The organism is Nocardia sp. NPDC050712, assembly GCF_040654295.1.
In the GTDB taxonomy this organism is placed as follows: Bacteria; Actinomycetota; Actinomycetes; order Mycobacteriales; family Mycobacteriaceae; genus Nocardia.
Genome location: NZ_JBFAHT010000002.1, coordinates 399,611 through 423,392, shown reverse-complemented (window position 1 = coordinate 423,392; position 23,782 = coordinate 399,611). Strand labels below are relative to the sequence as shown.

Genomic DNA, 23,782 nt, shown 5'->3' with positions numbered 1-23,782 from the left:
CCGATCCGACCACGCCCGGCGCAGGATATTCGGTATCACAATGCGTTCGGCGAGGTCGCGTCGTCACCGGTGCTCGATCCGCTCGATCGGTCGCGGTCCTGCTCCGCGAGAGCAGTCATACCGGCTCCAACCCGCGCTGCCAGTTCGTCGCGCTCGGCAGCGGCGATTACGAGGTACTCGAGTTTGCCGACGGCGGCCAGCTGTTGTTCGCGAAAAGGCGTCCCCGGAGGCAGCGGCGCGACGTGCCAGTGCACATGTGCGACACCTTGCATGCTGCCGAAGCTGAACACGTAAAGGCGCTCGGTGGGCGTGATCTCGGAGAGGACGCGACCGAGGCGATGGACGCGTAGTTGCAACGCGAGGTAGTCGTCCTCGGTGAAGTCCGACACGACCTGCGTCGCGTGGCGCCGGGGTGCGAGCAGGCAGTAGCCGTAGAGGCGAGGGTAGGGCGGAAAAAACACGACGCAGTGTTCGTCACGATAGGCGACGGTTTCGCGCTCGCGAGTTGTCTGCTCCTCGGCCAGTTCGCAGATGAAGCATTGACCGGCGGCGTTCTCGGCCAGGACCCGGTCTATGTAGGCATCGGCATCGATCGTCGCGGTCGATACGGCGAACGCCGCATCGACACTGCGTGTTTCACTGTGTTGCGCCGACGTGCTCCGCGGATCGATACCGCTCCCCACCATGCGGCCATCCTATCCAGTTCGATCGTCGTTGCCCTTCCGCCCGTTGGACTTCCGTGCACTCGAGCTGGTTCGAGAAGCGCGGCTATGTGCGGATGTTCGTCGAGCCGTCATGCACTCCGTGTCCGGTACGGTCGGCCGAACGTGTTGATGGAGAGGACGGAACCTCGGTGGATCTGCGCACCATCGGGCAGGCGGGCGGACTGTTCGCAGTCACCAACATCGATGACATCCTGGTGCTGGCGCTCTTCTTCGCCCAGGGCGCCGGCCATCGCCACTCGACGCGACGGATCGTGCTCGGGCAGTTCCTCGGCTTCGCCGCGATCCTGGTCGCCGCCGTCGCGGCTGCCTTCGGCGCTACCTTCCTTCCCGAGTCAGCCATCCCGTATCTGGGATTGCTGCCCCTGGCTCTCGGGCTCAAAGCTGCCTGGCAGACATGGCAGCACCGCGGCGACGAGCAAGATGCGCGGGAGACCGGGAAAGAAGGCGGCCCGAAAATCCTGGAGGTCGCCGCGGTCACCTTCGCCAACGGCGGAGACAACATCGGCGTCTACGTACCGGTATTCGCCACCGCCGGTGTCGGGGCGATGAGCGTGTACACGATCGTGTTCCTGATCCTGGTAGGGCTCTGGTGCCTGGCGGGCAAGTACTTCGCCACCCGCCCGGTCATCGCCGCAGCACTGAGCCGGTGGGGTCACATCCTGATGCCGGTGGTGCTGATAGCGATCGGTTCGCTGATCCTCATCGAGGGTGGCGCGTTCGGGCTGTAATCGGCACGAACGGATATTCGGTCGCGTGCGCGTTCGATGGCATTTTAGGGTCGGGGGCATGGTCGGGATGTGGATGCATGGCCTGCCGCAATCTATCTCGCGCCGCCTGGCGTTCTATACGCCACCGATGGCCGCTCGCGTGGAACAGGGTCGGCCATACGCGTTGTGAGGTTGCCGCCGATCCTGCCAAGGATTCTCGCTTACCCGGCTGCATAGGATAGGCAGCTCGCGAAGGGGGTAGGGATGTCAGCCGATCAGGCCGTTGGCTTGGGTATGTGCGCCTTGAAAGGTGATGAGGATGACGAACATTGGGGGGAGGTCCACGATGTTCGCGGACTCTTCGCGGCACGGGCGGCGGAAGACCTGCTCGCGGTAGAGCTTCTGGGTTGCCAACCGCAGGGCAGCCTGCGCAAGTGCCTGGACTCCCTGCCTGCTGGTGCAGTTCAGCTCGGTGGTGCTTGGCTCGACGTCCTCGACTGCGACGGCGTATCGATGGGCTCCTATTTCGTTTACAAGATGACGGTCACCGCGGCTCGCCCGTCGAGCCTGGATTCACATTTGGTCGATCTCAGCACTGCCTGCGCGGAGGGTGGGGCGCTTCCAGCCCGTTCACGCTGGAATGGCTGCACTCCGATGTGGCGCGGGAGCATCTGCTGACACACCCTGCCGTGGGTGCCGGGCAAACCCTGTTCGATCTGCTCTTGGAGATCTTCGAGGAGGAGGGCGTCGAGGTCATCCTGCGATAGCACCCTGCATCCGATTGCACCAGCTGAGCCCAGAACTATTCTGCTGCTACGGATTTTGGTACCGGACCGTCCCTGCCGTGTTCGATGCCGCAATTTTACTGTGTAACAACCTGTTCCGATTCACGAATAAGCATTCATGAGTCGTACGACAACGCGATCGATCAACGTCGCAACGATGGCACTCGGTGCCGCACTGCTGCTTGCCGGATGTGGTACCGCTTCGAACGACAGCACGTCCGTGCCGAGCACACCGCACCACACGGTCACCTCGGCCGGTTCCGGTACCGAGACCACAGCGGTGCCGACAGCGGCTCCCGCCCCGGTGACGACCGTCGGATCCGAGCCCACGACGGCGGCGCCGGGCACCGACACGGATCGGCCCGCCGGCAGCTGGAACCCTTGTGACACTCCGGATCCCGCGCTCGCGGCCGCGGGCTTGAATGTCGCCAGCGAGCAATCGGTCTCGAATCCGGGTATCCCCGGCGAGAAGTCGTGCAAATGGAAGACCACCGACAACGCGCTCGAGTTCTACGTCACGGCGTACAGCTTGCCGGTAAGTGAGCTACGCCAGACCGGTAAATACGTCGACTTCAGTTCGGTCACGGTGGCGGGGCGTAAATCCCAGCAATTCCGTGCCGCGCAAGACACTCACAAACTCGGGTGCTATATCGCGGTACCGGCGTCGTTCGGTGGTGACATTTTGCTCTTGGCGTCACGAATCTGGAACCCGCAGGGCGGCACCGACGGATTCAACTCCTGCGACGATGCCCAGCGCATCGCCAACTCCCTGGTCAACCACATCCCCTGACGTAGGTGAACAGCCCCATCACCACGACCGCGATCGCCAGCGCGGGCAGTAGGTATCCGGGTGCCAATCCGGCGGCGACCAGGATCGCGTAGAGAACGACAGCCAGTGCTGTCGGCACTGCGGCGGCGACGGCGATACGACGCCGGGTTCGGCGATTCACGAGGGCTTCCCCCTTTCGCGGGCCTGGTCGACGAACTCGGCCAGTTCCCGCCACTGGTCAGACGACGGGTTGCCCGATACCGCGGCCGGGTCGTCGCGCCAGGCTTCGCGCACACCGGTCGAGATCGCGGCGTCGCCACCAGTGAACAGTGCGCTGAGTTCGTCCATGCGGCGCACCAGCCGCTGGACGCGCTCGTCCGCGGGCGGAACTCCGCTGCGGCGTAACCGTTCGGCCCTGCGGTACAACTCCGGCCATTCGATCTCGAGCAGATAGTGGCCGGTCGGGCCGAATGCCGCTGCGTGCGTGCCGAGTTGGTGGATCTGCTCCGGGTCCAGGTGGCGTCGCAGCACCTGTTCGCCGTCCGGGCCTGCGCTGCCGATCGCTTGCAGTGCGTCCAGCAGCGTCGCCGAAGCCGGACCGCTCTCTTCCGCTGTGAGTTCGTCCTCGAGCCGGACCAGCCGTTGCCGCACCGCATCGAGCGCGGCGAGGGACGCCTCGATGCCTTGTAGGTGGTCGCGTACGACCCGCGCCGGGTCGACACCGGCGTCCAGACAGGTCGCGATCGTCTGGAGGCTCGAGCCCAGGCTGCGCAGCGCCAGCACCTGGTACAGGCGAACGAGATCGGTTTCGGTGTATTCGCGGTGGCCGCTCACCGTCCGCCGTGACGGACTGAGCAGGCCGATCTCGTCCCAATGGTGCAACGTTCGCACGGTCACCCCGCTCGCCTCGGCGAGCGGGCCCACCTTCCAGGTTCGCGAGCCGGTCATTCCACCACCATGCCTCCTGACGTCGCGTGAGGTGCAAGTTCGGTGCGGTCCTGGCGGTAACGTAGCCCGGTATGACCGTCTCGAACCGTCAGCCGGACGTCCGGCCCTCGACGACGGTGCGTCCGACCGACGACGCCCTGCTGGACGGGGTGGTCGCGGTCTTCGGCGAGCACGGTTTCGACCGGGCGACGGTGGCGGAGTTGTCGGTGGCCGCGGGGGTTTCCAAGCCGACGCTGTATTCGCGTTTCGGCGGCAAGGAGCAGTTGTTCGCGGCGTGTGTGCGCCGCGAATCCGAGCGGCTGTGCCGGTGGATGCTCGAAAGCTACCGGGGCGCGGAGGGTTTCGGTCTGCGGCGGAATACCGACATCACCACCCGTGCGTTGTTCGATTACGCGGCGCGCCACCTCCAGGGATTCCGGCTGCTGTACGGATCGGCGAACCGGCCGCACGCCCGCCGGATCTCCGACGAGGTCATGGCGCCGGTGCGGGCCACCATCGCGGCGCTGATCCGGATCGAGCACGAGGACGACGATCGGGCCTGGACCGTGAGCGCCGAGTTCTGCGCGGCGGTGGTCGGCGATATCGCCGTGCGCGGGGTGAGCCAGGCGGTCGAGCGGGATCTGGACTTCACCGCCGCCGCCGAGCTGACGATCTCGATGATCGTCGCGGCGTTGCGCGAACTCGACCCGGCGGCGGCGCGAGCCCTGGACAGTGCGGCCGGACCGCCGGGGTCAGCGCGGCGCGAGGACGTACCCGAGGGCAGTTACCCGGCGTTGACGGTTTCGCGTCCGATACCGGCGGAACGGCCCGGTGGCCGACCGCCCGCGGCGACGGCCGACGAGGTGCTGGCGGCGACGATCCAGATCTTCCAGACGATGGACCGCTTCGAAGCCGGTGCCGTCGCCACCCGGCTCGGGATCAGCCGCACCACCCTGTATCGCTGGTTCGGTTCCCGCGAAGGGCTGCTGGGCGCGGCGTTCGCGCGGCAGTTCGAGCAGCTCGTCCTCCGGATCGATGGCCGGAGCCGGAGCCGCGGCGCGCTGCGCGTCGCCGAGGTGCTCAACCGGGCGACCCGGGCGATCGCGGGCGACCCGGCGCTGCGGCGGTTTCTCGAGAACGAGTCCGGCGCGGCACTGCGGTTGGTCACCCGCGCCGACGGTCCGGTGCACGCCGGCAGCGTCGCGGTGATCGCGGCGCTGCTCGAGCGCGCCCGCGCGCAGGACGGATATCGCCCGCCGGTGGCGGCGACGGCGCTGGCCTACGCCCTGACCCGGGTGGGCGAGGCGTTCCTCTACGACGACACCGCGGCCGACATCGGGGGCCGTCTAGACGACCTGCACCAGGTGACGCGAACGCTGCTCGGCCTCGAGCACTAGCCGTTGCGCGGGCGCGTAGGCGACCGAGTCCGTTGCTACAACCGCTACCCTTCGGAATTTGTTGCGAGCAAACCGGTTCGGTCGACCGCGCGTTTGAGGACCTTGCCGGTCGGCCCGAGCGGAAGTTCGTCGACGAACACGAACCGGTGCGGCACCTTGTACGCCGACAGCCGCTCCTTCGCCCAGGCGCGGATCTCCTCGGCGGTCAGGCTGCCGCCGGGCCGGGTCACGACGGCCGCGGCGACCTCCTCCCCGTACCGCTCGTCGGGGACGCCGAGCACCGCGACCGCGGCGATGTCGGGGTGACCGTAGAGCACCTCCTCGACTTCGCTCGGGTAGACGTTGTACCCGCCGCGGATGATCAGGTCCTTGAGCCGGTCGACGATGAACAGGCAGCCGTCGAGATCGAGCAGGCCGAGATCTCCGGTTTTGAGCCAACCCTGGTACAGGTCAACGGCATTCGCGTCCGGACGCCGCCAGTACCCCTTCATGACGCTGGGCCCGCGCAGGAAGATCTCCCCGACGGCCCCGACCGGCAGTGCCGCCCCGTCGGTGGCCCGGACCTCGATGTCGGTGTCCGGCAGCGCCTGTCCCACCGATCCGGGGGGATATTGCCGATCCAGCGCCATATAGGTTGCCGCGCCGGTGGATTCGGTCAGCCCGTACCCCTGCACGAGCCGGCATCCGAACCGTTCGGAGAAGGCCTGCACCAGATCCTGGCGCAGCACCGCTCCCCCGGACGCGGCCAGGCGCAGACTCCGCAGATCGTCCGGGCCGTAGTCGCCGTCGGCGTGCAGCATGGCGCTCCACATGGTCGGCACCCCGGCCACGACGGTCAGCCGGTGATCGCGGATCAGATCCAGCATCGACGCCGGGGTGAACCCCTCGAGCAGGGAGAACGGGCAGCCGAGGTTGAGCGCGGTCAGCAGGGCCACCGCCTGCCCGAAGACGTGGAACAGCGGCAGGCCGGTGCCCATCCGGTCGTCGAGCCGCAGCTCGAGTTGTTCGATGTAGACCTCGGCGGTGTGGGTGAGATTGGCGATGGTCAGCTCCACGCCCTTGGGTTTGCCGGTCGTGCCCGAGGTGTAGAGCAGCACCGCGGTGTCGCCGAGCGCCCGCGAGACCGGCTCCGGCAGTGGATCTTCCGCGGCGAGGCCGACGCCCGGCGCCAGCACCTCGTGGCGGATACCGCGCGCGCCGGCCGCGGTCGCCGCCGCCGTGCCGGTATGCCACTCGATGATCAGCGCCGCCTCCGAATCGGCTAGCACCCAGTCGATTTCGGGCACGGTGGCCATGGTGTTCATGGTGACCACGATGGCCCCGGCGAGATGCGCGCCGAGGTAGGCGATGACGAACTCCGGCCGGGTCGGCGCGATCAGGACGACCCGGTCGCCGACGGCGACGCCGGACCGGCGTAGCTGTCCACCGAAAATGGCTGCCCGCCGGGCGAGTTCGCCGTAGGTCAGGTCCTCGGTAGTGGTGCGCAGGGCGATGCGATCTGGATCGGTGCCGGCGTGCCGCCAGATCCGGTCGACGATATTGGCCATGGCTGGGAGTACTCCTCGGGTGTGACGCGACGGATCGGAGGGTTCACGGCTGCAGGACGACGCGCCCGACGGTCGCACCGGCGGCCAGGCGCGTGAGCCCGCCCGGCAGATCGACCAGGGGCAGCAGGCTGTCGATGACCGGGGCGATCAGGCCGCGGTCGGCGAGATCGGTGAGCGCGGCGTGCGCTTCGCGGACCGCGGGGTCGCGCCGCTGCGCGTACAACCCCCAGTGCAGGCCGAGGATCGAATAGTTCTTCACCAGGGCATGATTGAGCGCGGGCGCCTGAACGGTGCCGCCGGAGAAGCCGACGACGACGATCCGTCCCTCGAAAGCGACGCATTTGGCTGAGCGCGTGTAGGTTTCACCGCCCACCGGGTCATAGATCACCTCGGCGCCGCGGCCTTCGGTGGCGGCGCGCACGACCGCGACGAAGTCCTCCGCGGTGCGGTCCACGACGATGTCGGCGCCTTGCGCGCGGGCCAGCTCCGCCTTCGCCGCACCGCCGACCACGGCGATGACGCGCGCGCCCGCCGCTTTGCCCAATTGCACTGCCGCACTGCCGACCCCGCCCGCGGCGGCGTGCACCACGAGGGTCTCGCCACGCCGCAGGGCGGCCCGCCGGTGCAGGCCGAACCATCCCGTCTGATAGGCGATGTGGAACGCGGCGGCCTGCGCGTCCTCGAGCACGGCCGGCGCGGGGACCACCTCGTGCGCGTTCACGACGGCGAGTTCCGCGAACGCGCCGTGCGGCATCACCGTCACCCCGATCACGCGGTCACCGACCGCGAAATCGGTGACCCCGGCACCCACGGCGAGCACCTCACCGCAGAGCTCGACCCCGGGCGTGAACGGCAACTCCGGGCTCACCTGGTACTCGCCGCGGCACATCAGGACGTCCGGAAAGTTCGCCGCGGCCGCGCGAACTCGGACGAGCAACTGCCCCGCGCCGGCCACCGGATCGTCGAGCTCGGTCCACCGCAACGCCTCCGCGGGCGCTGCGAGCCGGGTTACCTGCCAAGCCTTCACCTGTGTCTCCGATCGTGGCGTCCCAACGATTCGTTTGGAACATTTGCTTGCGAACGTTCCATACCATCTGAGATGGTGTCAACATCAAATCGCGATCACGCGCACGGCAACGACAGACTGTGACTTCGGGCCTTTACCAACCGGTAAAGCCGCGGCTCGGCCTGCCGCCGATTCCGGTCAACAATGCCGTTGCCCTGCGCGACAATTCGATGTTCGAGCCGACCGACGAGGACTGGGGCACCGCCACGATGACCGATGAGCAATTCAGCACGGAGCTACCGGGTCTCGACTTGGATCGCCTGACCGCATGGCTGTCGGAGACGCATCCGGAACAGGCTGCCGGCAAGCTGCGCGGGCGGCTCATCGCCGGTGGCCGGTCCAATCTGACCTACGAGATCACCGATGACACAAGCTCTTTCGTGCTGCGCCGGCCACCACTGGGGCATGTGCTGGCGACCGCGCACGACATGGGCCGCGAACACCGGGTGATCAGCGCCCTGGCCCCGACCGACGTTCCGGTGCCCGCCGCCTATGCGCTGTGCCTGGACGACACGGTCATCGGCGCGCCCTTCTACCTGATGGAACACGTCGTCGGCACGCCGTACCGCGCTGCGGGCGAACTCGACGCACTGGGCCCGGAGCGCACACACGCCATCTCGACCGCCATGGTCGATACGCTCGCGGCTTTGCACGCGGTCGCACCGAACGATGTGGGGCTGAACGACTTCGGCCGCCCCGAGGGCTTCCTGGAACGTCAGGTGCGGCGCTGGAAGCGGCAGCTCGACGCCTCCTCGTCGCGCGAGCTGCCGAGCGCCGTCGAACTGCACGAGCGGCTGGCCGGCTATCAGCCACCGCAGGCCGCGACCCGCATCGTGCATGGCGACTATCGACTGGACAACGTCCTGGTCGACGCGCACGACGCGGTGGCCGCCGTCATCGATTGGGAGATGGCCACCCTCGGTGACCCGCTCACCGACATCGGACTGCTCGTCGTCTACCAGCGCATCGGCGAACTGCGGGTGCCCGGGGTCACCGACGTCGCGGCGGCTCCCGGCTTCCTGACCGAAGCGCAGATCCTGGAGCGCTACGCCCGCCACACCGGCCAGGACCTCGACCACATCGGCTTCTACATCGCACTGGCCTCGTTCAAACTCGCGGTCATCATCGAGGGCATCCACTATCGCTATCTGCAGGGCCAGACTGTCGGCACCGGCTTCGAGGCCATCGGCGACGTCGTCGAGCCGCTATTGCGCGCCGGAACAACCGCACTGGAGGAGCACCGATGACCCACGACACGATGTTCGCGCTCTCGGATCGGGCCCGCGCCTACCGCACCGATCTGCTCGCCTTCATGGACGAGCACGTCTATCCGGCGGAATCGATCTACACCGAGCAGATGGCCCACGCGGGCGATCCGCATGCGCAACCGGCGGTGCTCGAGGAGCTGAAAACCGAAGCGCGCAAACGCGGTCTGTGGAATCTGTTCCATCCGCATCCGGACCGGGGGCCGGGCCTGTCCAACTCGGAGTACGCGCCGCTCGCCGAAATCATGGGCCGCAGTCCACATCTGGCCCCGGAGGCCACCAACTGCAGCGCACCCGACACCGGCAACATGGAGGTGCTGACCCTGTTCGGCACCGCGCAGCACCACCAGGACTGGCTGGCGCCGCTACTGTCCGGCGACATCCGCTCGGCTTTCGCCATGACCGAACCGGAAGTGGCCAGCTCCGACGCGACCAATATCCGGCTGCGCATGGAGCGCGACGGCGAGGACTACGTCCTCAACGGCCGAAAGTGGTGGACCTCCAACGCCTTGCACGCGCACTGCAAGGTGCTCATCGTGATGGGCAAGACCGATCCCGCGGCCCCCGTGCACCGCCAGCAGAGCATGATGGTCGTCCCGATCGACACCCCCGGCGTCACGGTTCTGCGCAACCTGCCGGTCTTCGGCTATCACGATCGCGAAGGCCACGCCGAAGTCGTCTTCGACGATGTCCGGGTGCCGCGCACCGCCCTGCTGGCCGGCGAAGGCGACGGCTTCATGATCGGTCAGGCCCGGCTGGGCCCCGGCCGCATCCATCACTGCATGCGCGCGATCGGCATGGCCGAACGCGCCCTGGACGCCATGATCGACCGCGCCCAGACCCGCACCACGTTCGGCGAGCCGCTCGCCGACCGCGCCAATATCCAGGACTGGATCGCCGAATCCCGCATCGAGATCGATATGGCGCGGCTGCTGACCTTGCAGGCCGCGTATCTCATGGACACGGTCGGCAACAAGTCCGCTCGGACCGAGATCGCCGCGATCAAGGTGGCGGCGCCGCAGGTCGCCCTGAAAGTGATCGATCGCGCGATCCAGGTGCACGGCGGCGGCGGTGTCTCCGATGATTTCCCGCTGGCGAGCATGTACGCGCATGCCCGGACCCTGCGACTCGCCGACGGGCCCGACGAGGTTCACAAGCGCACCATTGCCCGGATGGAGCTGCGCCGACGCGACCCGTCCTGGGGACGGCAGTAGGGCGATATACCTCACCCGATGGGTACGAACAGCCGTCGAACGGCTATTGTTGATCAAGTGCGCGATCCGTCGCGCCAAGCGTCGTAGATCGCATTCGCTTCGCAACACGCGTTTGCCGCATCCGCTCTTCTTACGGCGATCGATTTTGCCCATCGGCAATCTCGCCATTCGTGCCCCCGGCGCGGACCCGGAAGGTCCGCAGACGGCTCGGGCACCACCTGATGCCCGAAAGGCACCGCTACACCTATGACCTCTGCTGACATCTCCTTTGCCACGCTCGGCGTGAGCGCACCCCTGGTGAAGGCGCTGACCCGCGCCGGAATCACCGAGCCCTTCCCGATCCAGACCGACACCCTGCCCGATTCGCTGGCCGGGCGCGACGTGCTCGGCCGCGGCCGGACCGGCAGCGGCAAGACCCTCGCCTTCGCCATCCCGATGGTCAACCGGCTCGGCGGCGGTCTCGCCGGCCGGCGCGCCCCGAGCCGCCCGACCGGCCTGGTGCTGGCACCGACCCGCGAACTGGCCACCCAGATCGCCGCCGCGCTCGAGCCCCTGGCCGCGGCCTACCGCATGACCGTCACCACGATCTTCGGTGGCGTCCCGCAGAACCGGCAGGTCCGGGCACTGCGCGACGGTGTCGACATCGTCGTCGCCTGCCCCGGCCGGCTCGAGGACCTGATGAACCAGCGCCTGATCTCGCTGGACGCCGTCGAGGTCACCGTGATCGACGAGGCCGACCACATGGCCGACCTCGGCTTCCTGCCCGGCGTGACCCGCATCCTCGCGGCCACCCCGAACGATGGTCAGCGCCTGCTGTTCTCGGCCACCCTGGACAACGGCGTCAACAAGCTGGTCAACCGCTTCCTGCCGGACGCCAAGCTGCACTCGGTCGACGAGGCGAACTCCCCCGTCGCCGCGATGACCCACCACGTTTTCGAGACCGCGAGCGTCGAGGTCAAGCGCGAGGTGATCCACCAGCTCGCCTCCGGCTCGGGCCGGCGAATCCTGTTCATGCGCACCAAGCATCAGGCCCGGAAACTGGCCAAGCAGCTGACGCTCGCCGGGATTCCGGCCGTCGACCTGCACGGCAACCTGTCGCAGGGCGCTCGTGACCGCAACCTCGCGGTCTTCGCCGCCGGTGAGGCGCGCGTGCTGGTGGCCACCGATGTGGCCGCGCGCGGCGTGCACGTCGATGACGTGGAGCTGGTTGTGCACGTGGATCCGCCCGCCGAGCACAAGGCCTACCTGCATCGTTCGGGCCGGACCGCGCGGGCCGGCAACGCCGGTGACGTGATCACCCTGGTGCTGCCCGGCGAACGCCGTGACCTGGCCGATCTCATGCGCCGGGCCAAGATCAACGTGACCCCGCAGCGGGTCACCGCCGATTCGCCCGCGGTGAGCGAGCTCGTCGGCACGGTGGCCGCGTTCGTCGCGCCGTCGTACAGCGAGCGGGCCGCTCGTGACGACGATCGTCGTAGTAGCGCTGGAGCGCACCGCAGTGGTGGCGGAGCGCGCCGGGGCGGTGGCGCAGGGCGTCAGAGCAGTGGTGGCGCCGCACGTCAGGGCTCCGGTGCCGCGCGCCAGAGCAGTGGTGGCGCACCGCGCCAAGGCAGTGGTACTCCGCGTCAGGGCTCCGGCGCGCCGCGTCAGGGCGCCGCCGCAGCGCACCAGGGTGGCGGCCGTCGCACCGGTGGTGCGGCACAGGGTCAGTCACGCTCCAAGCCGCGCGCTCAGTCCACGCGCGGCCGGGCCGCCTAAAAGCTTGATCCGCAATGGCCGGGGTGATATTCACCCCGGCCATTGCGCTCAGCCGGTAAAACGGTGGTTCTGCGCGAGCGCCTCGAACAGTTCCTGCGCCGCGGTGGTCATCGAGACCCCGTTCCCGGCCGGGTCCGTGCCCCGCGAGCGCGCCACCTGCTCGTGCAGATGTTCCATCCGCATATCGAGTCGGTTCGCCGCGTCGGCCGCGTCGGTCAGTTCCGCCAGCAATTCCGGGGGGACATCGCCGCCGTACCGGTAGAAGATCTTGTGCTCGAGGCTGGCCCAGAAATCCATCGCGATCGTGCGGATCTGGAGCTCCACCGGCACGTGCTCGACCCGGTCGCTCATGAAGACCGGCAGTTCGAGCAGCAGGTGCAAACTCTTGTAGCCGTTGGGTTTCGGGTCGGCGATGTAATCGCGCACCTCGGTCACGGTGACGTCGGATTGGCTGGTGAGCATCTCCGCGATCCGGTAGGTGTCCTGAATGAAGCTGCACGTGATCCGCACGCCGGCGATGTCGACGATGTTCTTCCGAATATCGTGCAATGTGGCGGGGATGTCTTTGCGCTGTAGCTTCCGCAAGATGCTTTCCGGCGACTTCAGCCGGGACCGCACATGCTCGATCGGGCTGTAGTCGTGGATATAGGTGAACTCGTCGGCCAGGATGTTGATCTTTGTCATCAACTCGGAGGTGACGAAGCGGTAGGACATCATGAACCGCGTGAACTCGCCCTGTAAGGGCGCGAGATCGCTGTCAGGGCTGCTCATCGATGAATTCGTCACCTTCGTTTTCCGCGGATACACACTGCCAGCATTTCCAGACAGTCTGTCACTGCGATCTGAGATCAGGCTGAGGCGCTCGCTCCGCATGACTTCTGGAACTATCGGCACCGTGGATGACCAAAGGATCGACCCGCCGGTCGCCGGGGAGTTCGTGTCCGAGACCTTCGACTACGACGGCGGACGCCAGGTCACGGTGTACGTTCCGCCGGACCCGCCGGCGGCGGTCGTGTTCGCCGGTGACGGTCGGTTGATCGCGCGGTGGGGTGCGCGCCTCGAAGCGGCCGACGTCCCCGCGACGATGATCGTCGGCGTGCACCGAGCCGCCGACGAGACAACACGGCTCCACGAATACTCGCCGAGCTTCGACCCGGACAGGTTCGCGGCCCACGAGAGGTTCTTCGTCGACGAGGTCCACCGATGGACGTCGACACGGTTCGGGCCAGCGCTACCGGCCGAACGCACCGCCGTGTTCGGCGTCTCCGCGGGCGCGGAGCTGGCGCTCGCCCTCGGGCTCCGGCATCCCGACCGATACGGTGCGATCTTCTGCGCCTCGCCCGGCGCGGGTTACCAGCCGCCCGCCGCGCTGCCGCGTTCGCTTCCGCGCGCGTACCTCGTCGCCGGCACGCAGGAGCCGTTCTTCCTGGAGAACGCGACCCGATGGGCAACCGCGTTGCGCGAGGCCGGTGCGGACACCGTCATGAGCGAGCGCGCCGGATCGCACGGCGACGCCTTCTGGCAGGAAGAATTCCCGCTGATGGTGGCGTGGGCATTCGGGCGCCCAGGTAGCAGTCGAAGTTCCCCCGGATCAGCGCCCGGTAGCCGTTGAGCACGACCGAGAGCGCGCGAAAATCGCATCCGCGCAGATCGGCGTCGATCAGCGCGATCCGGCAGGAACGCTCGAACTCGAGCAGGGTCGCGGTCAGCAAGACGTTGGCGGCCTCGACGGCCTCCTGTGCTGTGCAACCGTCGCGATTCCGCAGCACGCCCAGGGCGCCGCGCGTATAACCGGCCGACGATTCGTCGGCCGCGGACAGCACGTCCCGGCACAGTCCGGCGTGCCTGGCCATCGTCAACCTGGCCCGGTGGACGTGCGGGTGGCTGCGGAGTTGATCGCCGAGGGTGGATGCCGATGCGAATTCCTGGAAATACCCTTGGATCTCCATATTGCTGGTGTACTGGCGATAATGCTTGAGCTCCGCGATGGTCGGAATTCCCGTGTGGACCTGATCCGAATACGTTAGTAGCCAACGACGTTGGCTTGTCAGGGCATCTCGGCGCAGCCCTTCGGGCATCTCGCCGGTGATTTCCTGAAGAGATTCGGCATAGGCGCTTTCCACGGGATCATCGAACGATCCGAGCGGATTTCGCGTGACGGACAAAAGCCCCTGAATTGTTCGCTGTACGAATTCGGGCCGCTCCAGGATCTGGTCGATGACGCAGGCGACAGTCAGGTATCTCGCGAGCGCGAACACAGGGCCGGGCCGCTCGACAAAGGCGCAATATCGCACGGCCAGCTCGGCGGACTCGCGCACTACTTCTGCCCGGCCCGAGCCCCCGAGCCGCTCGGCCCATTCGAATGTCGCAGCCTCGATCCGCTCCCGCGACTCGGCACCTCCGTACTCGGGGTAGGGCATGTAGAACTCGGGCAGCCGGCTGAAGTCCATCGCTATCGGGTGAGCGCCAGTGCTTCTTCGATCAACGCTTCGACGATCTGATGCTCGGGAACGGTGCGCACGACACGACCTTTCACGAAGATCTGCCCCTTCCCATGCCCACTCGAGACGCCGATGTCCGCCTCCCGGGCCTCCCCCGGGCCGTTGACGATGCAGCCCATCACCGCGACCCGCAGGGGAATCGGGAAGTCGGCGAACGCGGCTTGGACCTGGGCCGTGAGGGTGTAGAGGTCGACCTGCAATCGACCGCAGCCCGGGCAGGAGACGATATCGAGTTTCCGTTCGCGCAGCCCGAGCGATTCCAGAATCCCGATCCCGACCTTCACCTCCTCCGCGGGCGGCGCGGACAGCGACACCCGGATGGTGTCGCCGATCCCCTCGGCCAGCAGCAACGCGAAGGCGACCGCCGACTTGATGGTGCCCTGCATCAACGGCCCGGCCTCGGTCACACCGAGGTGCAGCGGATAGTCGCAGCGCGCCGCGAGTTCGCGATAGGCCGCGACCATCACCGTCGGATCATGGTGTTTGACACTGATTTTGATATCGCGGAAACCGTGTTCCTCGAACAGCGCGCACTCCATCAACGCCGACTCCACCAGCGCGGCCGGGGTCGCGGAGCCGTGCTTGTCCAGCAGGCGCTGATCCAGCGAGCCGGCGTTGACGCCGATCCGGATCGGGATCCCGGCGGCGCCCGCCCGCTCCGAGATCTCGCGCACCCGGTCGTCGAACTTGCGGATATTGCCCGGATTGACCCGCACCGCGGCGCAGCCCGCGTCGATGGCGGCGAAGACGTACTGCGGCTGGAAGTGGATGTCCGCGATCACCGGCAGCGGCGACTTCGCGACGATGGCGGCGAGAGCGTTCGCGTCGTCGCGGGTCGGCACCGCGACCCGGACGATCTCGCAGCCCGCGGCGGTCAGTTCCGCGATCTGCCGCAGGGTCGCGTCCACCTCGGAGGTGACGGTGTTGCACATCGACTGCACCGAGACCGGCGCGCTACCCCCGACCGCGACCGAGCCGACGCGCAATTGCCGGGACACGCGGCGCGGCCGCAGCAGCGGTCCGCCCCCCGCACCGCGGTTCGGCAGACCGAGTTCGACGATGCTCATGGCTGCTCCTTCGCCGGAACCGGGACCCCGGCCGGGGTTGACGCGATCAGGGTTCGTGCGGTCTCGGTCAGGGCCGCGGCGTCTATTCCGCACTCCCGCAACAGATCCGGTCGAGACGCGTGCCGCAGGAACTGGCGCGGCAGTCCCACCGCCCGCAGGCGAGTGCCGACGTTCTCCTGGGCGCAGGCCAGCGCGACCCGCGCGCCGACGCCGGTGGAGACGCACGCGTCCTCGACGGTCAGGGCCGCGCGGTGACGGGCGATGAGGTGCACGAGCGCCGGGTCGACGGGGTCGATCCAGCGCGGGTCGACCACGGTGACGCCGAAGCCCGCCTGGTCCAACGCGCTCGCGGCCGCCATGCAGGGCTGCGCGGTGGTGCCGACGGCGACCAGCAGGACGTCCAGCGGCAAGGATCGGCTGCGGAACAGGATGTCCATCCCGCTGATCCGCGAGATGGCTGGAAGCGGCGGGCTCACACCCGATTTCGGGAATCGCACGACGGTCGGCCCGGTCGTGTGATCCAGGGCCTCGCCGAGCAGTTCACGCAGGCGTTCCGGATCGCGGGGCGCGGCCACGCGGATACCGGGGATGGTGCCGAGGATGCCCAGATCCCACATGCCGTGGTGCGACGGCCCATCCGGCCCGGTGATCCCGGCCCGGTCCAGAACGAAGGTGACCGGCAGGCCGTGCAGGGCGACATCCAGCAGCACCTGGTCGAAGGCGCGGTTGAGGAAGGTCGAGTAGACGGCGACGACCGGATGCAGGCCGGCCATGGCCAGGCCCGCCGCGGAACAGACGGCGTGCTGTTCGGCGATACCGGTGTCGAAGACGCGATCGGGGAAGGCTTCGGCGAAGCCGCGCAGCCCGACCGGCTGCGTCATCGCCGCGGTGACGCACACGACCTCCGGTCGTTGCTCACCGATCCGCAGCATTTCCGCGGCGAAGGTGTCGGTCCAAGTCGGAGCCGCTGTGCCGGTGGGCTTTCCGGTGCCCGGGTCGATGACTCCGATGGCGTGCATGCGATCGGCGGGATCCTGCTCGGCGGGGAGGTATCCGCGCCCCTTCTCGGTGACGACGTGCACGACCACCGTGCGGCCGCGCGAGCGCGCCTGACGTAGCGCGTCCTGCACGGCCGGTAGGTCGTGGCCGTCGACCGGCCCGAGATAACTCAATCCGAGCTGGCCGAAGATCGACTGTCCGCCACCGGCGCGCAATTCGGCCAGGTGATGTCCGATGCCGCCGATCGTGGGGTCGTAGGAGCGCCCGTTGTCGTTCAGGACGACGACCAGGGGGCGGTCCGGTCGCGCCGCCAGGTTGTTGAGCCCCTCCCAGGCGAGCCCACCGGTGCAGGCGCCGTCACCGATCACCGCGGCGACGACGCGATCGGTCTGCCCGGTGAGCGCGAAGGCTTTGGTCAGCCCGTCGGCGTAGGCCAATGCCGTTGACGCGTGCGAGTTTTCGACCCAGTCGTGGTCGGACTCGACGGCGCTGGGATATCCGGCGAGCCCACCGTCGCGGCGCAGGCCGTCGAAGTCACCGGCCCGGCCGGTGAGAATCTTGTGCACATAGGACTGATGCCCGGTGTCGAACAGGATCGGATCGTGCGGGGAATCGAAGACCCGGTGCAGCGCGATGGTCACTTCGACGACGCCGAGATTGACACCGAGATGACCGCCGGTGGCGCACACCTTGTCGATGAGAAACGTCCGGATCCGGCCGGCGAGGTCGACCGATTCGGCGTCGGACAGTGCGCGCAGGTCGCGCGGATTCGCCGGGATCCCCAGGATCCCGGGGTGCTGATCGGCGGTCACGGCTCTTCCGCCTTCCTGGCGGCAGTGGGGTCGACCGGGGCGCGCACCGGCAGCGGCAGCATGAATCGAATTGTCTCCGTGGTGGTTTCCCGCTCGACCACGTAGTCCGCCCCGGCTTCGGCCAGCAGTGCGAGCACATCGTCGACCAGGCGCGGCGGCGCGGAGGCGCCCGCGGTGACGCCCACCGCCGTCGCGTCTTCCAGCCACCGCGGATCGATGTCCTGCGGGCCGTCGATCAGGTACGCGGCCGTGCCGGCGCGGACCGCGATGTCCACCAATCGGCGCGAGTTCGAGGAATTCACCGAACCGATCACGAGCAGCAGGTCGATGTCGTCCAGGATCGCGCGCACGGCGTTCTGCCGATTCGTGGTGGCGTAGCAGATGTCGTCGCTGGGTGGATCTTTCAGCTGCGGGAAGCGCCGGCGCAGCACCGCCACGATCTCGGCGGTCTCGTCGACGGCGAGCGTGGTCTGGGTCAGATACGACAGCTGGGCGCCCTCGGGAATCTCGACCCGGGCCGCATCCTCGACGTTCTGCACCAGAATCGTGGAATCCGGTGCGACGCCGAGGGTTCCCTCGGTTTCCTCGTGCCCGGCGTGCCCGATCAACAGGATCGTGTCGCCGTGCGCGGCGAAGCGCGTGGCCTCGGCGTGCACCTTGGCGACCAGGGGGCACGTCGCGTCCACCACCTGCAAGCCGCGTGCGGCGGCCGCCGCACGCACCGCCGGTGCGACGCCGTGCGCCGAGAAGACCACCCGCGAGCCGGCCGGCACCTCGTCCAGCTCGTCGACGAAAATCGCACCGCGCGCGTGCAATTCGTTGACGACGAAGGTGTTGTGCACGATCTGCTTGCGCACGTAGATCGGTGCGCCGTGCTGCGCCAGCAGGCGTTCGACCGTTTCGATCGCACGCTCCACCCCGGCGCAGAACGACCGTGGCGCGGCCAGGACGACGGTGGAATCCATCGCCCTCACCGATCCCGGTGCGCGACCACGCCGGCCAGCGTGATCAGGTCGGTCGTGGCGAGCTCGCCCGGGAGCGCCGCCAATGCCTGCGCCAGCAGCCGCTCCGCCAATTCCTGGGCGGCCCGCCGCCCGCCGGACTCCTCGACGAGCTCGGCGGCCAGCGAAACCTCCTCCGGCGTCAGCGCTCTGGGCAGCTCATACAGCTTCTGCAAGCGCGTACCCGCCGGGGTCCCGGAGCGTAGCGCGACGACGATCGGCATCGTCTGCTTGCGGTTGACGAGATCATTGCCGACCGGCTTGCCGGTGACGGCGGGATCGCCCCAGATCCCGATCAGGTCGTCGACGATCTGGAAGGAGACCCCGACCTGGCGGCCGAAGGTGTCCATCGCCGCCACGACATGCTGGTCGCCGTCGGCGAGTTCGGCTCCGAGGGCGCAGGCCGCGCCCATCAGTGCGCCGGTTTTGCCCATCGCCATCCTGGAGTATTCCTCCCCGTTCGCGGGCGGGATCGACTCGAACGCGCAATCCTCCTGCTGCCCGCGGCACAGTTCGATCACCGCGTCTTCCAGACGGACCAGGCCGATGGCGGTACGCGGGGACGTGACGAGGCACTTACCGGCCGCGGCGTGCATCGCGTCGCCGAGCAGGATCGCGTCGGGGATTCCCCATAAGCTCCAGACGGTTTCGCGGCCGCGCCGGGTGCGGTCGCGATCCATGACGTCGTCGTGCAGCAGGGTGAAATTGTGCACGAGTTCGATCGCCGCGGCGGCCGTCGCCAGGCTTTGCGGCGCCGCGCCGCACGCGGACGCCGCGGCGAAGAACAGCGCCGCCCGGATCGACTTCCCGCTGGAGGCCGCGGTCGGGGTGCCCTCGCTGTCCCACCAGCCGAAGTGGTAGCCGCCCATGTGCCGTAACGGCTCGGGAAGCTCACCGACCACGGCGCGCAGCGAGGGCTCGGTCATGACCCGGGCGGCGCCGAGCAGTTCGTTCGGAGTTCGAATTGTCTGTCCATCGGTCGATGACACTGTGCAGGACCGGGTCTTGGTGTGATTCACCACGTCGTCTACCTAACATCGGAAGGTCGAGTCACTGTCCGGATGGGCATGCCGCCGGCGGCGGCATGCCCATCAGCGCCCTGCGTGCCCAGGCGGCCTGCTACTCCGGATGCCGTGCGATCGAGACGTTGTCCAGGATCCCGAGCGCATCGGGTACCAGCACAGCCGCCGAGTAGTACGAGGAGACGAGGTAGGAAATGATCGACTGATCGTCGATGCCCTTGAACCGGACGTTGAGGCCGGGTTCGATCTCGTCGGGGATGCCGGTCTGGTGCAGCCCCACCACGCCCTGGTCCTTTTCGCCGATCCGCATCGCGATGATCGAGGTCGTATGGGTATCGCTGATCGGGATCTTCCCGCAGGGCAGGATCGGAACCCCGCGCCAGGCCATCACCCGCTTGCCCTCGAGTTCGGTCTGATCGGGATAGAGGCCCAGGCGCGTGCACTCCCGGCCGAAGGCCGCGATGGCCTTGGGGTGGGCCAGGAAGAAGGCGGTGCTGCGCCGCATGCTGAGCAGTTCGTCCATGTCGTCGGGCGTCGGCAGCCCGGCCTCGCTGTAGATGCGCTGCTTCAGATCGCAGTTGTTGAGCAGCCCGAAATCGGGATTGTTGACGAGGTCGTACTCGCGCCGTTCGTGCAGCGCCTCGATCGTCAGGCGCAACTGCTGCTGGATCTGATCCATCGGATCGTTGAACAGGTCCGCGACCCGGGAGTGCACGCGCAGCACGCTCTGCGCCAGGCTGAGCTCGTACTCGCGCGGCTGCGTCTCGTAGTCGACGAAGGTACCCGCCAGGAACGGCTCCCCCGCATGCCCCGAGGCGACCGAGATCTCGGCCTCGCCGTACTTGTTCTGCGGGCTCGCGTGCTGGGCGGACACCTCCTCCAGGTGCTGGCGCAGCTCGGGCATGTTCTCCAGCAGCGAGCGGAATTCCGCGCGGCCCAGGGTGAGCACGGTCGTCGGGGTGACGGTCTTGACCGTCACCGGCCAGATCGCCGCCTCGTCGTCGACCAGGGCGCGGTCACCGAGGAAATCGCCGCTGGACAGCACGCCCAGCTTGTGGTGCTCGCCGTACTCGCCGTTCCCGATCTTGGTCAGCTTGCCGTGCACGATCAGGATCAATTGATCGACCGGATTGCCGAACTCCGCGACCACGGTGCCGGCCGGATACTCCCGCTGGTCGAAGCGCTCCGCGAGGGCGGACAGGGCATCCTGGTCGTCGAAGTCGCGCAGGAGCGGAATCTCGCGCAGCTCCTGCGGAATGACCCGCGCCTGCGGGCCGTCGGTGATGAACTCCACCGCACCGTTGCCCAGGGTGTGCGACAGCCGGCGATTGACGCGGTAGACACCGCCGCGTACCTCGACCCAGGGCAGCGAACGGGTCAGCCAGCGCGAGCTGATCCCCTGCATCTGAGGTTCCGACTTGGTGGTGTGCGCCAGCTTCTTGGCAGCGGCGGTACTGAGCGACCGGCGGTCGTCGGAATCGGTGCCGAGGGGCATTTCGATGGTCATAGTCAACTCCTGAGAATGCGGATGAAGCGCCGTCTTTGTCGAAATCCACTGGGAGTGGTGGTCTTTGGTTGCAGCGGGCCGGCGTGCGGCTCCCTTCGTCGGTTACCTCGCAGCGTCGAACAGCATCGTCACCGCACTGCTGCCCAGGCCGTGCGGCAGGAATGGTGTTCTGCCGGGGGACATTCGATATCGCTGACGCAGGTCCGCTTCGCCGTAGCGGCGGCATTCCCGGTGCCAGTTGAGAATCGCGGCCATCCAATCCTGGAGTTCGCGACCGCGGCGCTCGAGCACGTGCCGCTCGGCTTTATCGAGCTGATACTCCTCGAAGACGCGCGGCAGCCCCTCGGCGATAACGCTTTCGAACTGTTGCAGCCGAGCGGTGATCAGATCGTTGGCCAGCAGCACGGCATTCTCGCGATCAATGCCGAGATGATGCTCGAAGACGCGGATAATGTTGTGCAGTTCGTCCTCGAACTCTGTTTCCTTTTGATAGGAGAACAGGTCGTTGAGCAAGGTCGCGACGTCCATCGCCGTATTCTCGAGATCGGCTAGCACGCGATGCCCGGCCACTTTCTCCGGAATCCGCTCACCGTGGGCGAGCCGGGACATGGCCGAGGTCAGGTCCGAACCGAAGGTCTGCCGGCGCATTTCGACATAGTCGATGGGGTCGGGCAATCGGCTGTAGGTCTGATTCGCCACCTCCCAGGTCCAGGCGTCGACCATGTTCATCAGGGCGGCCCGCAGTTCGGTGCGCTGCGCGGCGCTCATCGACTCGGTGGTCCGGCGCCACAAATCGGCAAGGGACGCCTCGAGTGGATTCAGGTCGGGGGGCAGCGCTTCCGCGCTGTCGGTCGGGACGCAGCCGGACAGGCGGCGGGTCTGGAGGTGAGCGGCCGCCAGGTCTTTGCGGGCCCCGAACAGCATCGAATACAGATCGTCGCCGTATGTTCCCCAGGTCAGCCACTGCGAACTGAGGATCAGCTCGCGCTCTTCCGCGTCGGGATCCATGCCGGCCGCGCACAGGGGGAAGTCGAACTTCTCCAGTTCGGCCGCGGACCACCGCACCGCCGGGTCGAGCAGGCCGAACTCCTTGGACCAGGCGAGCACCGCACTGCGGGCGGCGCTCAGGTGGGTGTTCACCGCGAGTTCGTACGGCATGTAGATCGGCGGCATGGTGATCGGGCCGACCCGCTGATAGGGCATATGCGAAAAGGCCCGTGCCCGTTGCATTCCGCCCGTATTCCCGGCACGCAGCGGCAGCGGGTAGGCGGTCGAGAGGCCGAACCGCGAGTGCAGTTCGCTCATGCCGAGCATGTCCGTGGCCGGTGCGGCGTCGGGCTTGGTGTATCGACTGGAGCGGAGGTGCCATTCGTGGCCGCCGGCCTGCCAATCCTGCAAGCCCTTGATGTAGGCCGCGACGGCGCTGCCCTCGTCCGGGGTGGCGCCGGTCGCGCCGAACATGATCGGAACCTCGGTGACCGCGGTGTGCTCGAACTGCTGCACCCGGGAGGTCAGCATGTCGTTGACGATGTCGACGGCGCGCTGGGTGGGCACCTGGAAGAAGGTCTCGACGACCAGGACGCCGTTCGAGTTCTCTTTCTCCTCCAGCACCTCGCGCTCATAGGAGAACAGGTCGTTGCGCAGGTGCACGGCGTCGGCGAAGGTGTCGCGCAGGACGCGGATCGGCCGTTGCCCGGTCAGCCGATCCGGGATCTCCATGCCGACGGCGTACTCGACCAGGTCCGCCGACCAGGGGGCGCCGCCGACCCGGCGGCGCATTTCGAAGTACTCGATCGGGTTGGCGATGCGGCCGGAGACGATGTTCTCCAGCTCCCAGCGTGATTCCTCCATCAGCGCGCTGGTATTCGCGACGAACCGGCGTTTCCAGCCGGTGGTCATGTGCGGCGCGGTGCGCCGCCACAGATCATCGAGGCCGCGTTCGGCGGGGTTGCGGGGCTCGGGGGCCGAATCCGGATCGTCGATCGGCATGAACGAGTGCAGCCGCTTCAGGTGCTGCTCCGCACCCGCCTTGTCCAGTTGCCGCTTGAACAACTCGAGGAAATGATCGTCGAAATAGAACACCCAGGTGTACCAGTCCGTCACCAGGTTCAGATGGTCGCGATCGCAATCCGGATGGGTATACGCACACATCAGGCCGTAGTCGTGCGCCGTCAGGTCGGCTTCGGACCAGATATGGCGGCCTTCCTGCGGCTCGAAGAATCCCATCTCGGCCGCCCATTCCATCGTGTGTGAACGGGCGCTCTCGACATTGGGGTTCAGCCTGGCCGGATATGGCGTATAGAAATCAGGCAAGCGATAGGGAGGCATATATCGTTCCTCGGCTTCGGCGCGACAAATCCGTCACGGACTGGGATGAGCCATCACAAAGACCGTCGACAACGCGATGGCAGGCAAGTAACACTCAGCGTGGGTATTACGGCGCGCTAGGCCGGAGGTCGAAGTATGCGGCTATTCGGCGTCATCGATAACTCTCCCAAAGGTGTTCGTACGCAAGGGCACTCGTTGCGCAGGAGCCTGAAGAGCTTGGGCCAGAGACTTGTTCGTTACGGCTATAACTCTATAGCAAGGGTTGTGTCGGGGCTACAGGATTTCGCAAACCTCGAGCTAGTCCGAGACGGTAACGGGGCGGGAGTATGCGCAGACCCCCAAACCGATCAGCGCAACCGCCCCGGCTCGCACACGTTGTCCAACG

20 protein-coding genes and 1 pseudogene are annotated in these 23,782 nt (G+C 67.5%); 8 read left to right on the top strand and 13 right to left on the bottom strand.

Annotation, left to right across the window (positions count from 1 at the left end):
• Positions 1-35 precede the first annotated feature (35 nt).
• Positions 36-686, bottom strand: coding sequence for an HIT family protein (locus tag AB0H76_RS12280; RefSeq protein WP_357321551.1), 651 nt, complete (start codon positions 684-686; stop codon positions 36-38).
• Positions 687-853: 167 nt separating this feature from the next.
• On the opposite strand from AB0H76_RS12280, the gene AB0H76_RS12275 reads away from it, so the two are divergent.
• The 3 genes from AB0H76_RS12275 to AB0H76_RS12265 all read left to right on the top strand — a co-directional run bounded on the left by AB0H76_RS12275 (position 854) and on the right by AB0H76_RS12265 (position 3,007).
• Entirely contained in the window at positions 854-1,453 is a 600-nt protein-coding gene (locus AB0H76_RS12275) for a cadmium resistance transporter (protein WP_357326129.1), read from the top strand.
• A gap of 243 nt (positions 1,454-1,696) precedes the next feature.
• Positions 1,697-2,110 carry a hypothetical protein gene (locus AB0H76_RS12270; RefSeq protein WP_357321548.1) on the top strand — a complete coding sequence of 138 codons (414 nt, stop codon included), beginning with the start codon at positions 1,697-1,699 and terminating at the stop codon, positions 2,108-2,110.
• A 264-nt stretch (positions 2,111-2,374) separates the two neighbouring features.
• On the top strand, positions 2,375-3,007 hold the full coding sequence (locus tag AB0H76_RS12265; protein ID WP_357321546.1) for a DUF3558 domain-containing protein: 633 nt from the start codon (positions 2,375-2,377) through the stop codon (positions 3,005-3,007).
• Here the strand turns inward: AB0H76_RS12265 and AB0H76_RS12260 are convergent.
• Positions 2,991-3,167, bottom strand: a complete 177-nt coding sequence (locus tag AB0H76_RS12260; protein WP_357321544.1) for a hypothetical protein — start codon at positions 3,165-3,167, stop codon at positions 2,991-2,993. The two genes, AB0H76_RS12265 and AB0H76_RS12260, sit on opposite strands and share 17 nt — an antisense overlap.
• Complete coding sequence (locus AB0H76_RS12255; RefSeq protein ID WP_357321541.1) at positions 3,164-3,934, bottom strand: MerR family transcriptional regulator; 771 nt, start codon at positions 3,932-3,934, stop codon at positions 3,164-3,166. Before AB0H76_RS12255 ends, AB0H76_RS12260 begins: the two co-directional genes overlap by 4 nt.
• A 71-nt stretch (positions 3,935-4,005) precedes the next feature.
• Between AB0H76_RS12255 and AB0H76_RS12250 the strand changes: the two genes are divergently transcribed.
• A complete protein-coding gene (locus AB0H76_RS12250; protein ID WP_357321538.1) occupies positions 4,006-5,310 on the top strand; it encodes a QsdR family transcriptional regulator in 1,305 nt (434 codons plus the stop codon).
• A 44-nt stretch (positions 5,311-5,354) separates the two neighbouring features.
• On the opposite strand, the gene AB0H76_RS12245 is transcribed toward AB0H76_RS12250, so the two are convergent.
• Positions 5,355-6,857, bottom strand: a complete 1,503-nt coding sequence (locus tag AB0H76_RS12245) for an AMP-binding protein (RefSeq protein ID WP_357321535.1) — start codon at positions 6,855-6,857, stop codon at positions 5,355-5,357.
• A gap of 43 nt (positions 6,858-6,900) precedes the next feature.
• Positions 6,901-7,884: an NADPH:quinone oxidoreductase family protein gene (locus tag AB0H76_RS12240; protein ID WP_357321532.1), complete on the bottom strand. Its 984-nt coding sequence runs from the start codon at positions 7,882-7,884 to the stop codon at positions 6,901-6,903.
• A gap of 248 nt (positions 7,885-8,132) precedes the next feature.
• On the opposite strand from AB0H76_RS12240, the gene AB0H76_RS12235 reads away from it, so the two are divergent.
• The 3 genes from AB0H76_RS12235 (at position 8,133) to AB0H76_RS12225 (ending at position 12,160) form a co-directional block, all read left to right on the top strand.
• Positions 8,133-9,170, top strand: a complete 1,038-nt coding sequence (locus tag AB0H76_RS12235) for a phosphotransferase family protein (protein ID WP_357326126.1) — start codon at positions 8,133-8,135, stop codon at positions 9,168-9,170.
• An 11-nt stretch (positions 9,171-9,181) separates the two neighbouring features.
• A complete protein-coding gene (locus AB0H76_RS12230) occupies positions 9,182-10,402 on the top strand; it encodes an acyl-CoA dehydrogenase family protein (protein ID WP_357326123.1) in 1,221 nt (406 codons plus the stop codon).
• Between the two features lie 246 nt (positions 10,403-10,648).
• On the top strand, positions 10,649-12,160 hold the full coding sequence (locus AB0H76_RS12225) for a DEAD/DEAH box helicase (RefSeq protein WP_357321530.1): 1,512 nt from the start codon (positions 10,649-10,651) through the stop codon (positions 12,158-12,160).
• Positions 12,161-12,208: 48 nt separating this feature from the next.
• Here AB0H76_RS12225 and AB0H76_RS12220 read toward each other — a convergent pair whose 3' ends face one another.
• On the bottom strand, positions 12,209-12,931 hold the full coding sequence (locus tag AB0H76_RS12220; RefSeq protein WP_357326120.1) for a GTP pyrophosphokinase family protein: 723 nt from the start codon (positions 12,929-12,931) through the stop codon (positions 12,209-12,211).
• 124 nt (positions 12,932-13,055) lie between these two features.
• On the opposite strand from AB0H76_RS12220, the gene AB0H76_RS12215 reads away from it, so the two are divergent.
• Complete coding sequence (locus tag AB0H76_RS12215; RefSeq protein WP_357321527.1) at positions 13,056-13,772, top strand: alpha/beta hydrolase-fold protein; 717 nt, start codon at positions 13,056-13,058, stop codon at positions 13,770-13,772.
• A gap of 97 nt (positions 13,773-13,869) precedes the next feature.
• Here the strand turns inward: AB0H76_RS12215 and AB0H76_RS12210 are convergent.
• The 7 genes and pseudogenes from AB0H76_RS12210 to AB0H76_RS12180 form a co-directional block, all read right to left on the bottom strand.
• Positions 13,870-14,580, bottom strand: a pseudogene (locus AB0H76_RS12210) (terpene synthase family protein); the annotation flags it as partial.
• Between the two features lie 32 nt (positions 14,581-14,612).
• Positions 14,613-15,728, bottom strand: a complete 1,116-nt coding sequence (gene ispG, locus AB0H76_RS12205) for a flavodoxin-dependent (E)-4-hydroxy-3-methylbut-2-enyl-diphosphate synthase (RefSeq protein WP_357321524.1) — start codon at positions 15,726-15,728, stop codon at positions 14,613-14,615.
• Positions 15,725-17,539 (bottom strand): 1-deoxy-D-xylulose-5-phosphate synthase, encoded by a 1,815-nt coding sequence (locus AB0H76_RS12200; RefSeq protein ID WP_357321521.1) that lies wholly within the window; start codon positions 17,537-17,539, stop codon positions 15,725-15,727. Before AB0H76_RS12200 ends, ispG begins: the two co-directional genes overlap by 4 nt.
• The gene (gene ispH, locus AB0H76_RS12195) at positions 17,536-18,504 is read right to left on the bottom strand and encodes a 4-hydroxy-3-methylbut-2-enyl diphosphate reductase (protein WP_357321518.1); all 969 of its coding nucleotides are present in this window, start codon (positions 18,502-18,504) and stop codon (positions 17,536-17,538) included. Before ispH ends, AB0H76_RS12200 begins: the two co-directional genes overlap by 4 nt.
• A gap of 5 nt (positions 18,505-18,509) precedes the next feature.
• Positions 18,510-19,529: a polyprenyl synthetase family protein gene (locus AB0H76_RS12190; protein ID WP_357321515.1), complete on the bottom strand. Its 1,020-nt coding sequence runs from the start codon at positions 19,527-19,529 to the stop codon at positions 18,510-18,512.
• A gap of 130 nt (positions 19,530-19,659) precedes the next feature.
• Positions 19,660-21,069, bottom strand: a complete 1,410-nt coding sequence (locus AB0H76_RS12185; protein WP_357321512.1) for a family 2B encapsulin nanocompartment shell protein — start codon at positions 21,067-21,069, stop codon at positions 19,660-19,662.
• Between the two features lie 102 nt (positions 21,070-21,171).
• The gene (locus tag AB0H76_RS12180; protein ID WP_357321509.1) at positions 21,172-23,397 is read right to left on the bottom strand and encodes a germacradienol/geosmin synthase; all 2,226 of its coding nucleotides are present in this window, start codon (positions 23,395-23,397) and stop codon (positions 21,172-21,174) included.
• Between the last annotated feature and the right edge of the window lie 385 nt (positions 23,398-23,782).

Bases quoted from the DNA above. Each gene is read 5' to 3' on its own strand.
- AB0H76_RS12245 (WP_357321535.1), bottom strand. From the start codon at position 6,857: ATGGCCAATATCGTCGACCGGATCTGGCGGCACGCCGGCACCGATCCA.
- AB0H76_RS12270 (WP_357321548.1), top strand. From the start codon at position 1,697: ATGTCAGCCGATCAGGCCGTTGGCTTGGGTATGTGCGCCTTGAAAGGT.
- AB0H76_RS12280 (WP_357321551.1), bottom strand. From the start codon at position 686: ATGGTGGGGAGCGGTATCGATCCGCGGAGCACGTCGGCGCAACACAGT.
- AB0H76_RS12255 (WP_357321541.1), bottom strand. From the start codon at position 3,934: ATGACCGGCTCGCGAACCTGGAAGGTGGGCCCGCTCGCCGAGGCGAGC.
- AB0H76_RS12185 (WP_357321512.1), bottom strand. From the start codon at position 21,069: ATGACCATCGAAATGCCCCTCGGCACCGATTCCGACGACCGCCGGTCG.
- AB0H76_RS12235 (WP_357326126.1), top strand. From the start codon at position 8,133: ATGACCGATGAGCAATTCAGCACGGAGCTACCGGGTCTCGACTTGGAT.
- ispG (WP_357321524.1), bottom strand. From the start codon at position 15,728: ATGAGCATCGTCGAACTCGGTCTGCCGAACCGCGGTGCGGGGGGCGGA.
- AB0H76_RS12220 (WP_357326120.1), bottom strand. From the start codon at position 12,931: ATGAGCAGCCCTGACAGCGATCTCGCGCCCTTACAGGGCGAGTTCACG.
- AB0H76_RS12230 (WP_357326123.1), top strand. From the start codon at position 9,182: ATGTTCGCGCTCTCGGATCGGGCCCGCGCCTACCGCACCGATCTGCTC.
- AB0H76_RS12180 (WP_357321509.1), bottom strand. From the start codon at position 23,397: ATGCCTCCCTATCGCTTGCCTGATTTCTATACGCCATATCCGGCCAGG.
- AB0H76_RS12250 (WP_357321538.1), top strand. From the start codon at position 4,006: ATGACCGTCTCGAACCGTCAGCCGGACGTCCGGCCCTCGACGACGGTG.
- AB0H76_RS12225 (WP_357321530.1), top strand. From the start codon at position 10,649: ATGACCTCTGCTGACATCTCCTTTGCCACGCTCGGCGTGAGCGCACCC.
- AB0H76_RS12265 (WP_357321546.1), top strand. From the start codon at position 2,375: ATGGCACTCGGTGCCGCACTGCTGCTTGCCGGATGTGGTACCGCTTCG.
- ispH (WP_357321518.1), bottom strand. From the start codon at position 18,504: ATGGATTCCACCGTCGTCCTGGCCGCGCCACGGTCGTTCTGCGCCGGG.